Raw genomic sequence first — 14,617 nt, 5'->3', positions numbered from 1 at the left:
CTGCGCTGCGGGGCGTGGGCCCAGCCGGGGCTGGGGAGCAGCGTGCGCCTGCGGCTGCTGGCGGTGCAGTTGCGGCACCCGGGCTGGGTGGGCAGCCATCGGACGGCCGCGGCGGCGCACGGCATCCCGGTGCTGCCGGGTCCGGCCGTCGGAGCGAAGGCAGGGGAACGAGCGGAGGGGGAGGAAGCGGTGGAAGGAGTCGTCGAGCTGATCGATCCGTGGGGCAAGGGGCAGGCGCGAACACCGGGCGTCGTGGTCCACGGGTTGCGCTTGGCGGAGCACGAGGTGACGGTGGTCGACGGCGTCCGGGTCACCACGGGCCTGCGCACCGTGTGCGACCTGCTCATGGCGCTGCCCACCCACGCGGCGGTCGTGGCGGCCGATCATGTGCTCGCCCGCGGACTGGCCACCGGGCAGCAGATTGCCGCGTTCCTGGGCCCGGAGGGCGCCGGCGCCGGGCGGCGCAACTGCCGTGCGGCACGCGTGGCGCTGGCGCTGACCGATCCCGCGGCGGGATCGCCGGCGGAGAGCATGGCGCGGCTGCACCTGCACGGCGCGGGGCTGTATCCGGAATCGCAGGCGCCGGTGCCGACGGAGAACGGCCGGCTGTTGCGCGTCGATTTCCTGTTCCGCAAGGAAGGACTGGCATTGGAGGTCGAGGGCCACACCTGGCACGGCAGCCGCGCCGCCCACCAGAACGACATCCAGCGCTTCAACGAGCTCACCGCCTGCCGCGGCGTCCGGCGGGTGCTGCGCTTCAGCAGCGCCGACGTCTTCTTCCGGCCACGCCTGATGCTCCGCACCGTCGAGGCGGCCCTGACCGCGCTGCGCGAAGAGGACGCCCACGAAACCGGCTCCTCTATCGTGAGCGCCGACGTTCATCGGACCATCCCATCCCACGAGGGGGCGATACCGTGCCCGAGCTCAACTGGATCCCGGCCACCGACGACGAGACGATGACCGAGTACCTGGAGATCGCCTTCGGGGGCGACGGCAACGTCTACATCCGCGAGAACATCAACCCGGAGACGGTGGTGGTCACCACGGAGGCCAAGTGGGACGCCTTCGTCCTGGGCGTGCGCGCCGGCGAGTTCGACCACTTCGTCGAGGGGCTGGACGCGGGGGGCCCGCCGCAGGCGCCGGAGGGGACGCTGGGGACGGCCTGAGGCCCGGCCGGCCCCTGCCGAGCGACCGGACGGCCGGAGCGGCGGGGCCAGAACCCTCGGGGTGGCACGTCGGCTGCGGGCCGTCGGTGGCCGATCGCGCCCACGCGGCGGCAGCCGCAGATCGACACCGCCCCGCGCCCTTACGGGGCGCCCCGTAAGGGCGCGGGGAACTGCGCGACAAGCCCCACGCACCCGCAGACGCGGTGCCGACAGGCCCTAGAACAACGCCGCACCGATCAGTGCCGCCACCAGGAACACGACCACCCCGGCGACGGCGCCGAGCAGCACCCCCGCCCGCGGAGGTGCCGCCACGGGCCGGCGCGCGGACGGCAGGGCGTACGTGGTCGTCGTCTCGCGCCGCACGGCAGGCGGCACGGACGGCGGCATGCCCGGCACCCCCACGGCGGGGGCGGGGGCGGCTGCGGGCGACGCAGAAGGCGGCGGCATCGCCGGCACCGGCGGCATCGCGGGCGCGAAGGTCCGGGGACGGTCGCGCCAGGCGGGACCGGCGAAGAAGTCCGCGACCTCCTGCGCCGTCGGCCGGTCCTCCGGAGCCTTGGCCAGCATCCGCAGCAGATACGCCTCGAACGCCTGCGGTATTTCGGGGCGGTGGTTGCGCGGCGGCTCGGGCGGGCTGTCGACATGCATGTACAGCAACGTTGTCGGGTTGTCGTCCCAGAAGGGCGGCCCGCCCATGAGGAGGTGATACAGCACGCACCCGAGCGCGTAGACGTCCGACTCCGGTCCGGCCGTCCGCCCCAGAGCACGCTCGGGGGCCAGATAGGTACTCGTACCGACGATCTGACCGGCACGGGTCAGTCCCGCGGAGGTCTCGTCGACGAAGCGGGCGATGCCGAAGTCACCGATCTTCAGGGTGCCGGCCGAGGCGTCGACCATCAGGTTGCCCGGCTTGACGTCCCGGTGGACCACTCCCTGCCGGTGCGCGGCCGCCAGCCCGGAGGCCGCCTGGGCGGCCAGGCCGGCGACGCGCTCCGGGGAGAGCGTCCTGCGCACGGAGAGCTCCCCGGCGAGGCTCGGGCCCTGGACGAGCTCCATGACCAGGTAGAAGCGGCCGTCCCACTCCCCGAAGTCGTACACGGCCACGACATGAGGGTGGTTCAGGCGGGCGGCCGTCTGGGCCTCCATGCGGAACCGCTGCGCCGCGGACTCGTCACCGTCGTCCGTCAGCAGCAGCTTGACCGCGACCTGACGGTCCAGCACCTCGTCCTGGCCGCTCCAGACTTCGCCCATCCCGCCGCGGCCGAGCGGCTCCCCCAACCGGTACCGACCGGCAATCAGCACCCGTACCACCTTTGAAATTGATCGACAGACCGAGCAGGAAAGAGTACCCATCGCACGCACAGGCGTTTGAACGTCGCAGCCCCCACCCGGTGACGATCGACATTGCCCGGCGTCGACCCTCGTGATACACACAGTCACCAAAGGGCACGCCGCCGACAGGGGCCCCGCCACGGGCCGGGCCGGATCGGACCCGGTCATCTCGACGGCACCGGCGGGTTGCGTGTTCCCCGACAAAAATTTGTCGCCGAATCGACATGCGATCGGCGGCATGTCAGCGAAGATAGGCAGCGACCTCTGCCGGACAGGCAGAGGTAGGCAACTACCCGCATGGGGCGGTGAATCAGAGATGTTTTTGGCGGCCGGCAAGGGCGACATCAACACCATTATCGGCGGAATCGCCCCCAACTGGGGACCGTTCGGTCAACTCGGCCGGGAGGCACGGGTCATGATCGAGGTCATCATGGCCGTGGCGATCCTGCTGTGCCTCGCCATCGCGATCTGGGGTGCGGCCAAGCAACGCATCGGCGCGACGGCACTGCGCGACACGTTCAGCGCGGAACAGGGCAAGGGCCTGATCGTCGCCGGGCTCACCGGCGTGTTCATCATCGGCTCGCTCGGCACGCTCTTCACCATCGTCTACGGAATGGCGGTCTGAGCCCCCTTCCGCGCCCCCTTCGACCCCCGCTTGCTTCCGTTTCCCCCACCCGACCCGCCGGGCGCCACCGCGCGTCCTCGCCGCACAGACCGCTCGTCCCCTCGTCCCCCCGCACCGAGGCAGCCACCTGATGCCCCCTCACTCCCCGGCGCCCACCCCCGGGATTCCGTTCACACCGCTACCGTCATATACGGGCGGCAAGCCGGCCACTACGCATGAGGGAGCAGGCGAGCGATGAGTCTCGGCGACGACGGGTACGGCGACGACCGGCACATGACCCGCACGCGGCTGCCGGACGGCGAGGTCGACCCCTACGCCCCCGCACGCCGCGGCACCGGCCGCGGCGCGCGCGGCGGCCGCCCCGCCGGGCGCAGCCTCGTGACCGTCGTCGGCGTGATCGTGCTCCTCATCGCGGCCATCGCGTTCGCCAACAGAGGCGGGGGCGACTCGGACGGCGGCGACGGTGCGAGCCACAAGGGAGCCCGCAGCGAACCGACCCACCCGACCGGCGTGAAGCCGGTGGAGGGCGGGACGGGGGGCATCGCGTCCGGCTTCGCACACTCGGAGCAGGGCGCGCAGTCGGCGGCGGCGAACTTCGCGGTGGCGCTCGTCTCGGCGGACATCCTCAAGCCCGCAAAACGGCACGAGATCGTCCCCCAGATCTTCGTCAACGACAAGGTCGGCGAGCTGCAGAGCAAGCTCGACAACGCCTACTCGAAGGACTTCCTCGCCAAGCTCGGGCTGAACGAGAACGGTGACGCCGCCAAGGGACTGACCTACGTATCGCGCACCGCCCCCATCGGCACGAAGACCACCCAGTACAGCGACAGCGCTGCCACCGTCGAGGTCTGGTGCACCGGCGTCTTCGGTACTGCCGGTACCAGCTCCACCAACCCGGTGGCGAACGACTGGTTCACCATGACCATCACGCTCCGCTGGGTGGACAACGACTGGAAGGCCGAGGGCTTCTCCCAGAAGGACGGTCCCGCGCCGGTCAACAGTGACCGCCGAGCGTCCACTGCTGACGAGATCGCGAAGGCGGTCGAGCAATACGGAGGCTTCACTTATGCCCGCTGAGCTGCGCCGCCGTACGTTCACGCTGACTGCCGCGCTGGTAGGCGTACAGACGAGCCTCTTCGTTCTGGCAGGGCGCGTCCTTGCCGCGCCCGGACCGACCGCGACACCGGGCGTTCCTGGTACACCGACACCGACGGGATCGCCCACGCCGACAGGCACGCCATCGCCAACGGCAACGCCGTCGCCCAGTGCCTCGGCCAAGGACAACTGCGACCTGATCGTCGGCCCCGCCAAGGACTACTGCCAAGGCAAGGGAAGCGGCAGCTCCGGCTCCAGCACGTCCCCCAACGATCCGCAGACCGCCCTCGACCCGCTCGCTTCGCTCGCGAAGGGGTGTGGGGACGCGGCGGCGTGGATCGTGCAGAAGTTGTCGGCCGCGGTGAAGGCCACCGGGAATGTGGACTTCACCAATCCGGCCTTCCTGCGCCAGTACGCCGTCGTCTTCGCCGCCTCCACCATCCTCACGCTCGTGCTGTGGCTGCTGGCCGTGGCGAAGCGGGCCGTGCGCGGGGTGCCGTTCACGGAGGCGGTGACCGAGGCGGTGGGGTTCCTGTGGTTGACCGTGCTGGCGTCGGCGTTCACGCCGCTGATTCTGTACACCGTGGTGAACGCCACGGATGGGGTCACCGATGTCATCGCCACCGGTTCGTCGACGAACAACGACCAGTTCTTCGGCGGGTTCTCCGAGGCGTTGAAGAAGGGCGACGGCATCGGCGGCGGGCCGATCATGCTGATCGTCGTCTCGCTGGTCTCCGTACTGGCCGCCGGTGTGCTGTGGCTGGAGCTGGTGATCCGGGCGGCGCTGCTGTACGTGGGGGCGCTGCTGGGCACCGCGGTGTACGCGGGGCTGGTGGACAAGAACATGTGGCGGCATGTGCGCCGGTGGGCCGGGATCATGATTGCGGTGATCCTGGTCAAGCCGATCATCATGATCGTGCTCGGTCTGGCCGGGGCGCTGTCGGCCGGCAAGGGGCCGAACTCCTTCTCCGCCGTCGTGTCGGGCCTGGCCATCATCATTCTTGCCATCTTCGCCAGTGCGATGATCTATCGATTCGTCCCCGGTTTCGGTGACGAGATCGTCAGCAGCCGCAACGCCAGCAACGACGCCGCCTCCCGGCAGGCCGCCGCCGTGATCTCCTCGCCCGCCGCCCTGGTCAAGCAGGGCATCACCACCCACAGCGCCCGCGGCAACGGCGCCGCGCCGTCGAACGGCGCCGCGGCCCGGCCCGCGGGGGCCATGGGCGGGGCCGTGGCGGCCCACGGCGCGCGCCCGGCCGGTGGCAACGGCGGCGGCGCCGCCTCCGCGGCGCCGGCCCCGGCGCCCGCGCCGGCGTCCCCCGCACCCGCGCCGCGTGCGCAGAACAACGGCAAGAGCAATACATCCGGAGGTGAGCGGAGTTGACGGTGCCGGCCCAGTCCCAGCCGATCGCAGCCCGCCGTACGTACCTGATCGGCCGCGCCCGTCCCAATGCCGTCATCGGCAAGAACCGGGAGAGCGGGGAGATCGGTCTGATCATCCTGGGCGCGTTCCTGGGCATGATGTGCGGACTGCTGGTGCCGATCCTCCCCCTGCGGATCATCACCCTCAGCGGACTGCCGGCGCTCTCCCTCGCCGCGGTCTACGTGCCGTACAAGGGCCGCACCTTCTACAAGTGGTTCGAGATCAACCGCTCGTACAAGCGGATCCTGCGCAAGGACGCGACGTACCGTTCCGTCGCGATGGAGGCCGGTACGCGGCTGGACGGGCAGGAGGTCGAGGTCGGGCCGCCGCCGGGCATCGGGCGGATCACCTGGCTGTCGGCGCCCTTCGGCCCGGACGAGATCGCGGTGCTGCTGCACGCCGACCGCCGTACCGTCACCGCGGCCATCGAGATCGAGGGCCCGGGCGTGGGGCTGCGCGACTCGGAGGACCAGGAGGCGCTGGTCGAGCGCTTCGGGACGCTGCTGAAGCACGTGGCCAACGGCGACGGCTACGTCACCCGCATCCAGATGCTGGCCCGTACGCTGCCGGCCGATCCCGACGCGCACGCCAAGGACGTCGAGCGGCGCGGTGACGAGCGCGCCCCGGAGTGGCTCAAGGACTCCTACGACCAGCTGCAGTCGATGGTCTCCACGTCCTCCGAGCAGCACCGGGCGTACCTGGTCGCGTGCATGCACTACTCCCGCGAGCTGGCCGCCGAGGCCCAGGCCATCTCCCGTGCCTCCCGGCACGACGGCGGCCGGCGGCGGCTGGACCGGGACGGCGGGCTCGCCGTGGTGATGGCCCGCGAGCTGACCGACATCTGCGCCCGCCTGGCCGAGGCCGACATCCGGGTGCGCCAGCCGCTGGGACAGGCGCGGCTGGCGTCGCTCGTGCACTCCATGTACGACCCGGACCACCCCATCGACCACATCCAGGCGATGACGAAGCGCAACGCCTGGCCGGCCGAACTGGATGCGACCGAGGCGACGTTCCTGCAGGCGAAGACCCGTGAGTCGTCCACCCGCGCCCCCTGGTGTCACTCCACCGCGTGGGTCAAGGAATGGCCGATGACCCCCGTCGGGGTGAACTTCCTGGCCCCGCTCCTCGTGCACACCCCCGATGTGATCCGTACGGTCGCGGTCTGCATGGATCTCGAACCCACCGACGTGGCCATCGAGCGCATGCTGACCGAGAAGACGAACGACGACGCCGACGCCTCGCGCGCCGCCAAGATGAACCGGGTCGTCGACCCGCGCGACGTCGCCCACCACTCGCGCGTCGACCAGCGCGGCGAGGACCTGGCCAGCGGCGCGGCCGGCGTCAACCTCGTCGGCTACATCACCGTCTCCTCGCGCTCGCCGGAGGCGCTGGCGCGCGACAAGCGGACCATAAGAGCCTCGGCCGGCAAGAGCTACCTCAAGCTCGAATGGTGCGACCGCGAGCATCACCGGGCGTTCGTCAACACGCTGCCGTTCGCGACCGGCATCCGACGATAGGGGCAATGCCGTGCTCGACCTGCTCGCCAACGCCACCGACGCCTTCACCAGTTTCCTCTTCGGGAAGGTCGAGACCACCCGGCTGCCCGTGCGCACCTCCACCGGGCAGGCGCAGGCCGTCTACCTGCCGACGGCGGCCCCGGGGCTCGGCGACTCCGGCGTGATCATCGGCCGCGAGGTCTACTCCGGCAAGGGCTACATCTACGACCCGTTCCAGCTGTACGGCCAGCAGCTGCCGGCCCCGCACTGGCTGGTCCTGGGCGAGTCCGGCAACGGCAAGTCGGCGCTGGAGAAGACGTACGTCCTGCGGCAGCTGCGCTTCCGCGACCGCCAGGTCGTCGTCCTCGACGCCCAGGGCGAGGACGGCGTCGGCGAGTGGAACCTCATCGCGCAGCAGCTGGGCATAACCCCCATCCGGCTGGACCCCATGGCCGCCCTCGACGGCGGCATCCGCCTGAACCCGCTCGACCCGGCCATCACCACCACCGGCCAGCTCGCGCTGCTGCGCACGATCATCGAGGTCGCCACCGGGCGGGGCCTGGACGAGCGGGCGGGCTTCGCCCTCAAGGTCGCCCACGCCCACGTCAACGAGACGATCCTCGACCGGCAGCCCGTCCTCACCGACATCGTCGAGCAGCTGCGCCACCCGGAGGCGGAGTCCGCGGAGTCGATGAACGTCGACATAGACGACGTACGGGCCTGGGGCCTGGACGTGGCCCTGGTGCTGGACCGGCTGGTCGACGGCGACCTGCGCGGCATGTTCGACGGGCCGACCACCGTGGGCATCGACCTGGACGCCCCGCTCATCGTCTTCGACCTGTCGCACATCGACCGCAATTCCATCGCCATGCCGATCCTCATGGCGATCGTGGGCGTGTGGCTGGAGCACACCTGGATCCGGCCCGACCGCAAGAAGCGCATCTTCCTGGTGGAAGAGGCCTGGCACATCATCAACTCGCCGTTCGTCGCCCAGCTCTTCCAGCGGCTGCTGAAGTTCGGCCGGCGGCTCGGCCTGTCGTTCGTCGCGGTCGTCCACCACCTGTCGGACGTCGTCGACGGGGCGGCCGCCAAGGAGGCGGCGGCGATCCTCAAGATGGCCTCCACCCGCACCATCTATGCCCAGAAGGCGGACGAGGCGAGGGCCACCGGCCGCGTGCTCGGCCTGCCCCGCTGGGCCGTGGAGATCATCCCCACGCTCACCCCGGGCATCGCCGTCTGGGACGTCAACGGCAACGTCCAGGTGGTCAAGCACATCATCACCGACGCCGAGCGCCCGCTGGTCTACACGGACCGCGCCATGACCGAGGAGGGCCGCGTCCACGATGTCGCCGCCGAGGAGGCGGCAGCGGCCGCGGCCGCCCGCGCCGTGGGCTCCCCGTTCCTCGGTGACGGCACGTACGGATCCTCCGAGTCCACGGTGGCCTGACATGGGGTCCGTACCGGGCCGGGAGCCGGGTGGGGAGCGCGGGATCCCGGACGGCCTGCTGGTCAGCGTCATCGCCTTCCTGCTGGGCCTGACGGTGTTGGTGTGGACGGCGACGGGCCTGGCCGCGCTGTTCAGCCACGGCGCCTGGCCCGACGGCGTCACGATCGCCCGGACGCCGCAGGCGATGCGCCACCTGATGGCGCAGCCGCGCGATCTGCCCGCCGCCTGGCCGACCACCCCCGCCGACACCCTCTCGGGCTACGGGCTGTTCTGGGGGATCCTCGTCAGCGAGCTGCTGGTGGCCGTCGTCCTGACCACCTTCGCGCTCGGCACCATCGCCCGCTGGCGCGGCGTACGGGCCCGCCGCGGCCGCGAGCGCAAGGCCGAAGCGCTCCCGCAGCAGGCCGATGCGCCGGCCACGGCAACAGCCGCTCCGGCGGCCGAGGTACGCGCGGACGTCCCCGCCCGGGCCCCCGTACCCCCCGTGCTCCCCGCGCCGCCCGTGATCCCCGTACCGGCCCCGGTAGCGGCCCCCGTGCCGGAGCTGGCGCCGGAACCGCATGCGCCGGAGGGCGCCCGGCGGTTGCTCTACACCACCGAGCGCCGCGGCCCCGCCGCCCGCGCCGTGCTCGAAGCGGCCGGGCCCGTGCTCGTCGTCACCAGCGACGCCCTGCTGTGGGCCGAGACCAAGGCGAGCCGCGCCAAGCTCGGGCCGGTCCTGGCCTTCGACCCCGTGCACCGCCTCGACACGCCCGACCGCCTGCGCTGGGACCCGACCACCGGGTGCGAGTCCCGGGAGACCGCCACGGCCCGCGCAGCCGCGCTCCTGGCGCCCGTGCGCCCGCACAGCCCGCTCGACTCGGCGACGGCCGACACCGCCGAGACGCTGCTGCGCTGCTGGCTGCAGGCCGCCGCCGTGGGGGGCCGGCCGTTCCGGCAGGTCCACCGCTGGACGCAGGGCACCGCCGCCCACGAGCCCGTCCGCATCCTGCGCACGAGCCCCAAGGCGGTGGGAGGGACGGCCGGCGAGCTCGAATCGGCGCTCACCGGCCACCCCCAGCGCCGCGACATGGCCCTGGAGTTGGCCGCCCGTGCGCTCAGCGCCCTCGGTTCCGTCCACATTCGCGACGCATGCAATCCGAATCGAGCAAATACGCTCGCGCTGGAATCATTTGTCGCCGAAGGGGGAACGCTGTACGTGGTGGGTGAGGCGATTGAGGATCCCCGCACCGACCCGGGTGCGATGCCCCTGCTCACCGCACTCGCCCAGAGCGTGGTCGAGCACGGCCGCCGCATGGCCGAACGGTCATCCTCCGGCCGGCTCGACCCACCACTCACCGTCGTCCTCGACGACGTGGCGGCCGTCGCCCCGCTGCCGGCGCTCCCCGAGCTGCTGGAGCAGGGCGACGCCCAGGGCCTGCCCACGCTCGCGCTGATGCGCTCCGAGGAGCAGGCCCGCGCCCGCTGGCCCCGCCACCCGCTCCCGGCCGGCTAGCGACCGGTACGAGCGGCGGAAGCGGCCGGCGTGCCCTGTGCGGCCTTGCCGAAGGCACCGATGATGCGGCCCACGACGGCGTTCATTTCCTTGCCCTTGGCGTCCGTCCCGTTGACCGCGTAGACGACCGTGCTGGAGAGGTTCTTCGTGGCGGCGAAACCGTTGACGTAGCCGAAGCGGTTGCCGGTCTTGCCCCACACCTCGGTCTTCTTCTTGCCGTCGTCGTACACGTAGCGGCTCAGCCCGCTCGAGTACGACGCCTTGCCGCCCCCGTACGCGGGCACGTCCGGCACCGTGAACATCAGCGCCAGCTCGCGCTCCGGCACGATCCGGCCGCGGAACAGCGCGGTCATGAAGCGCTCCAGGTCGGCGGTGGTGGTGACGAGGTCGCCGGAGGCCCAGGTGATGGACTGGTTCCAGTCGGTGACGTCGATCAGCCGCGTGGAGCCGTCCGCGGCCTTCACCGCCTGGTAGCCGTGGGTGTGACGGCCGTGGATGCGCGGGTCGTTGCCGGGGCTGTAGGTGTCCTTCAGCCCGGTGGGCTTCAGGACGCGGTCACGCAGTTCGCTCTCGTACGAGTGACCGGTGACCTTCTCGATGAGCAGCCCCAGCACGTTGTAGCCAATGTTGGAATAGTGCTGCTGCGTCCCCGGGGCGAACTCCATCGGCTGGTTGAACCCGCGCTTCACCAGCTGCACGTGGTCCCAGGTGGTGAAGCGGCGCTCGTACTGCGAGGCGAAGTCGCCGGGGTCGTCCGCGCTCGGCAGGCCGCTCGTGTAGTTGAGCAGCTGCTTGACCTTCACGTCCGGATAGTTCGCAGGAAGAAGCTCCGGCAAGTACTGCTGCACGGTTCCGTCCAGATCCAGCTTGCCCTCGTGGACGAGCTGCAGCGCGAGGGAGGCGGTGAACACCTTGGTGATGCTCCCGGCCCGGAAGCGCTCGTCCCCCTTGGGCGCCCGGTGCGTACGGACGTCGGACTCCCCGGACGTGCCCTGCCAGCTCCCCTGGGCACCGCCCAGCCGCACCTGGGCGGCAGTGGCGTCGGCGGAGGGCAGGCCGGCTATCGCCTGCCGGAGGGCATCCGCCCCGGGCGGCAGCCGGGTGGCCGACGCCCCCGGCCGGGCGGCGTACGCGGTGGCGGTGGGTACGGCGACGGCCGTGGTGGCACCGAGCACCACGGCGACGGCGGTCGCGCTGAGAGCGGTGGCAATCGCGACGGCGGTGCGTCGGCGGCGGTACGGCATGGGTGGTCTCCCCCTGGTCCTCGTCCTTCGACCACAGACCTGCGGTCCTGGTGCCCTCCATCCTTGTGAGCGAAGGCGTTCGGCGGATCGCCGGAGCGAGGGGTCCTCAAGGCCGACGGCATCCCTCGCGCGAGGGATGCCAGGGGCCGCCCCTCACCCGCCCGGGGCGATGAGACCCGTCTCGTAGGCGCAGATGACCGCCTGGATGCGGTCGCGCAGCCCCAGCTTGGCCAGCACGTTCGACACGTGCGTCTTCACCGTGTGCTCGCTGACCACCAGCTCGGCCGCGATCTCGGCGTTCGACAGGCCCCGGCCGAGCAGGACGAGGATCTCGTGCTCCCGCGCGGTCAGTACGTCCAGCACGTCCGGTACCGCCCCGCTGCCCGTCGCTTCCCGTACGCCGGCCGGCGTACGGGAGGTGAAGTCGGCCACCAGCCGGCGGGCCACCGACGGAGCGAGCAGGGAGTCGCCGGCGACGACCACGCGGACCGCATGGACGAGGTCGTCACGGCGCACGTCCTTCAGCAGGAAGCCGCTGGCGCCGGCGTGCAGCGCCTCGTAGACGTAGTCGTCCTGGTCGAAGGTGGTCAGCATGACGACCTTCGTGCCGGTCTCCGCGCACACCGTGCGGGCCGCCTCGATGCCGTCCATGCGGGGCATGCGGATGTCGAGCAGGACCACGTCCGGCGCGTGCCGGCGGACGGCCTCGACCGCCTCGACGCCGTCACCGGCCTCGGCCACCACCTCGATGTCCGGCTGGGCACCCAGGATCAGCGCGAAACCGGCCCGCACCAACTCCTGGTCGTCGGCCACCACTACCCGGATCGTCACCCGTCCACCTCCCCGGCAGAGGAGAACACGAGCGGCAGTTCGACAGCAACGCGATAGCCGGTGCCGCCCGGCCCCGGCCCGAAGGACGCCGCCCCGCCGTGGGCCGCCGCCCGCTCGCGGATGCCGATGAGCCCGCGGCCGCTGCCCCGGGTGCTGCCGTCCCGCGGTGCGTGACCGTCGTTGTCGACGCGGACCACGAGCCGCTCGGGCTCCCACACGAGGCGGACGCGGGCCGAGGCGGCCGAGCGGGCATGACGCAGGACGTTGGTCAGCGCCTCCTGGACGACGCGGTAGACGGTCACCTGGACGTCCGGCGGCAGCGGCAGCGGTTCGCCCTCCGACAGGAGGGTCACGTCCAGCCCCGTACGCCGCACGTCGGCGACGAGGTCCTGCAGCCCGTCCAGCGTCGGCTGCGGGCTGCGCGCCGACCCCGTCCCGCCGTCGGCATCGCGGCCCTCCTTGAGCAGCCCGAGCATTCGACGGAGCTGCACCATGGCGTCGCGCCCGGCGCCGGCTATCGCATCGAACGCCGCTTCCGCGCGGGCCGGATCCGACCGTACGACGAGCGGCCCGGCTTCGGCCTGAACAATCATCAGGCTGACCGCATGGGAGAGCACGTCGTGCATCTCCCGTGCAATGCGGGCGCGTTCACGCTCGGCCGCCCGTTCGGCCTCGACCTGCCGCGACCGCTCGAGCTCGGCCGCCCGGGCCTCCACGGCCTCGAGGTACGCCTGCCGGGTGCGGGCGAGCACACCGAGCATATAGGCCATGGTGAAGACGAAGAACGCGAACAGGTACTCGCGCGCCGTATTCGTCCGCAAGGCCGAGGAAATCACCACGAGCGGCGGCCCGATGCAGATCGTCACCCGTCGCTGCCACACCCCGCCCAGAGCCGCAACGGTGAAAATGGCGACCAGCGGACTGTACGGCAGCGGCTGCCCGGGCCCGTCCAGGGACAGATAGGCGAATCCGGCAGCGGTGACGAGCAGGAGCGCGGTCAACGGCGCCCGGCTGCGCAGCACCAACGGCAGCACGATGAGCGTCGTCATGCCGTACGAGGTCCAGGTGGCCGGCGGTACGTCGGCCGAGCGCGGCACGACGAACGGAATCGTCACTGCGAGCTGGACGACGGCCGTGATGACGGCGTCGACGGCCCAGGAATTACCCGACCGGGCGAGCGACATCGGCGCTTTGGCGAGCCGCGTGGTGAAACGGCGGAACAGGGGGTCCCGCGGCAAGGAGGGAGGCAGAGTCACGGAGTTTCCGGAGGGTGCGGAAGGAGGGGGAAGGAGGGAGGAAGGAGAACGGAAGAGATCAAGGACGATCGTTTCGACACGTCGAAACCGCAGGCAAAGCGTTTTTCCGCTCTGCGGGGCGGGGAGCGAACTACACATGGACGAAAGCGGCACAACGGCCTTCCCCACGGCAGTGATTGTCATGGGGAAGGAGGAGGCCGGAGCCGTACTGGACGAGGAGTTGCGGACCCGGCTCGACGAAAGCGTCACGGTGACCGACGGTTGGGACGCACTGGGAGAGGCGGACATTCTCATCACGGGGTGGGGGTGCCCGGCGCTGACGGAACGGACCCTCGCCAGGGCTCCACGGCTCCGGGCCATCGTGCACGCCGGAGGATCGGTGAAATGGCTGGTGCCGGAACACGCCTGGGACCGTGGCATCGCCGTCTCCTCTGCCGCCGACGCGAATGCGGGACCGGTGGCCGACTACGCGTACGCGTGCGTCGTCCTGGCGTCGAAACAGGCACTCGTCACGGCGGCCGCCTATGCGGCCCGGGGGGGTGACGGCGGATGGCCGGGCTTCTCCGAACGCCAGGGAGCCGACGGCCGGACCGTCGGCGTCATCGGCGCCTCGCGCATCGGGCACCGCGTCCTGGCCCGGCTGTCGGCGGCCGACGCCGGCTACCGGTTGCTGCTGTACGACCCGTACGTCAGCGCCGACGAAGCGCGTCGCATGGGGGCCGAGAAGACCGACCTGGAAACGCTGTGCGGCAGGAGCTCGGTCATCACCCTGCACGCCCCCGACCTCCCGGCCACTCGCCACCTGCTCGACGCCCACCGGCTGGCCCTGATCCCCGACGGGGGCACGATCATCAACACGGCGCGGGGTGCCCTCGTCGACACGGAGGCGCTGACGGCGGAATGCCGGTCGGGACGGCTGAGCGCGGTACTGGACGTCACGGAACCCGAACCGCTGCACCGAGGACACCCCCTGTTGTCGCTCCCCAACGTCCTCGTCACCCCCCACATCGCCGGCGCCCAGGGCAGCGAGGTGCGGCGCCTGGGACTCTACGCGGTGCAGGAGGTCGAACGCTGGGTGCGGGGACTCCCGCTGCTGGGACGGGTGGAGAAGCGCGACCTGAGGACGTCGGCGTAAGGGGTGTAAAGGGTGCCCGTAAACGCAGAGAAGCCCCGTTGGGAACCAAGTTCCCAACCGGGCGTCACTCAA

At 71.4% G+C, this 14,617-nt stretch carries 13 protein-coding genes; 9 read left to right on the top strand and 4 right to left on the bottom strand.

Features of this window, described 5'->3' with window-relative positions; all coding sequences use genetic code 11:
• Nucleotides 1-42 precede the first annotated feature (42 nt).
• Complete coding sequence (locus AC27L3_RS19715; RefSeq protein WP_487235363.1) at nucleotides 43-960, top strand: endonuclease domain-containing protein; 918 nt, start codon at nucleotides 43-45, stop codon at nucleotides 958-960.
• On the top strand, nucleotides 915-1,166 hold the full coding sequence (locus AC27L3_RS19710; RefSeq protein WP_487235362.1) for a DUF397 domain-containing protein: 252 nt from the start codon (nucleotides 915-917) through the stop codon (nucleotides 1,164-1,166). Before AC27L3_RS19715 ends, AC27L3_RS19710 begins: the two co-directional genes overlap by 46 nt.
• 216 nt (nucleotides 1,167-1,382) lie before the next feature.
• Here the strand turns inward: AC27L3_RS19710 and AC27L3_RS19705 are convergent, their stop codons facing one another.
• Nucleotides 1,383-2,468 carry a serine/threonine-protein kinase gene (locus tag AC27L3_RS19705; protein ID WP_487235361.1) on the bottom strand — a complete coding sequence of 362 codons (1,086 nt, stop codon included), beginning with the start codon at nucleotides 2,466-2,468 and terminating at the stop codon, nucleotides 1,383-1,385.
• Between the two features lie 346 nt (nucleotides 2,469-2,814).
• Between AC27L3_RS19705 and AC27L3_RS19700 the strand changes: the two genes are divergently transcribed.
• The 6 genes from AC27L3_RS19700 to AC27L3_RS19675 all read left to right on the top strand — a co-directional run bounded on the left by AC27L3_RS19700 (nucleotide 2,815) and on the right by AC27L3_RS19675 (nucleotide 10,079).
• On the top strand, nucleotides 2,815-3,123 hold the full coding sequence (locus tag AC27L3_RS19700; protein ID WP_099199098.1) for a hypothetical protein: 309 nt from the start codon (nucleotides 2,815-2,817) through the stop codon (nucleotides 3,121-3,123).
• A 234-nt stretch (nucleotides 3,124-3,357) separates the two neighbouring features.
• Nucleotides 3,358-4,200, top strand: coding sequence for a DUF8175 domain-containg protein (locus AC27L3_RS19695; RefSeq protein ID WP_487235360.1), 843 nt, complete (start codon nucleotides 3,358-3,360; stop codon nucleotides 4,198-4,200).
• The gene (locus AC27L3_RS19690) at nucleotides 4,190-5,602 is read left to right on the top strand and encodes a hypothetical protein (protein ID WP_487235359.1); all 1,413 of its coding nucleotides are present in this window, start codon (nucleotides 4,190-4,192) and stop codon (nucleotides 5,600-5,602) included. Before AC27L3_RS19695 ends, AC27L3_RS19690 begins: the two co-directional genes overlap by 11 nt.
• 2 nt (nucleotides 5,603-5,604) lie before the next feature.
• Nucleotides 5,605-7,158 (top strand): SCO6880 family protein, encoded by a 1,554-nt coding sequence (locus tag AC27L3_RS19685; protein ID WP_487235500.1) that lies wholly within the window; start codon nucleotides 5,605-5,607, stop codon nucleotides 7,156-7,158.
• Nucleotides 7,159-7,168: 10 nt separating this feature from the next.
• A complete protein-coding gene (locus tag AC27L3_RS19680; protein WP_487235358.1) occupies nucleotides 7,169-8,584 on the top strand; it encodes an ATP-binding protein in 1,416 nt (471 codons plus the stop codon).
• A 1-nt stretch (nucleotide 8,585) separates the two neighbouring features.
• Nucleotides 8,586-10,079 (top strand): type VI secretion protein, encoded by a 1,494-nt coding sequence (locus AC27L3_RS19675; protein WP_487235357.1) that lies wholly within the window; start codon nucleotides 8,586-8,588, stop codon nucleotides 10,077-10,079.
• Here the strand turns inward: AC27L3_RS19675 and AC27L3_RS19670 are convergent.
• The 3 genes from AC27L3_RS19670 to AC27L3_RS19660 all read right to left on the bottom strand — a co-directional run bounded on the left by AC27L3_RS19670 (nucleotide 10,076) and on the right by AC27L3_RS19660 (nucleotide 13,392).
• Complete coding sequence (locus tag AC27L3_RS19670; RefSeq protein WP_487235356.1) at nucleotides 10,076-11,323, bottom strand: serine hydrolase domain-containing protein; 1,248 nt, start codon at nucleotides 11,321-11,323, stop codon at nucleotides 10,076-10,078. The two genes, AC27L3_RS19675 and AC27L3_RS19670, sit on opposite strands and share 4 nt — an antisense overlap.
• A 153-nt stretch (nucleotides 11,324-11,476) precedes the next feature.
• Nucleotides 11,477-12,154: a response regulator gene (locus AC27L3_RS19665; RefSeq protein ID WP_487235355.1), complete on the bottom strand. Its 678-nt coding sequence runs from the start codon at nucleotides 12,152-12,154 to the stop codon at nucleotides 11,477-11,479.
• Nucleotides 12,151-13,392: a sensor histidine kinase gene (locus AC27L3_RS19660; protein ID WP_487235354.1), complete on the bottom strand. Its 1,242-nt coding sequence runs from the start codon at nucleotides 13,390-13,392 to the stop codon at nucleotides 12,151-12,153. Before AC27L3_RS19660 ends, AC27L3_RS19665 begins: the two co-directional genes overlap by 4 nt.
• A 199-nt stretch (nucleotides 13,393-13,591) precedes the next feature.
• On the opposite strand from AC27L3_RS19660, the gene AC27L3_RS19655 reads away from it, so the two are divergent.
• Nucleotides 13,592-14,545, top strand: a complete 954-nt coding sequence (locus tag AC27L3_RS19655; RefSeq protein WP_487235353.1) for a hydroxyacid dehydrogenase — start codon at nucleotides 13,592-13,594, stop codon at nucleotides 14,543-14,545.
• The last annotated feature ends 72 nt before the right edge of the window (nucleotides 14,546-14,617 follow it).

It is taken from the genome of Streptomyces sp. PKA51, from assembly GCF_057552455.1.
This window is presented reverse-complemented; position numbering and strand designations above follow the sequence as displayed.

Coding starts and splice junctions, on each gene's coding strand:
- AC27L3_RS19690 (WP_487235359.1), top strand. CDS start 4,190: ATGCCCGCTGAGCTGCGCCGCCGTACGTTCACGCTGACTGCCGCGCTG.
- AC27L3_RS19655 (WP_487235353.1), top strand. CDS start 13,592: ATGGGGAAGGAGGAGGCCGGAGCCGTACTGGACGAGGAGTTGCGGACC.
- AC27L3_RS19695 (WP_487235360.1), top strand. CDS start 3,358: ATGAGTCTCGGCGACGACGGGTACGGCGACGACCGGCACATGACCCGC.
- AC27L3_RS19670 (WP_487235356.1), bottom strand. CDS start 11,323: ATGCCGTACCGCCGCCGACGCACCGCCGTCGCGATTGCCACCGCTCTC.
- AC27L3_RS19700 (WP_099199098.1), top strand. CDS start 2,815: ATGTTTTTGGCGGCCGGCAAGGGCGACATCAACACCATTATCGGCGGA.
- AC27L3_RS19675 (WP_487235357.1), top strand. CDS start 8,586: ATGGGGTCCGTACCGGGCCGGGAGCCGGGTGGGGAGCGCGGGATCCCG.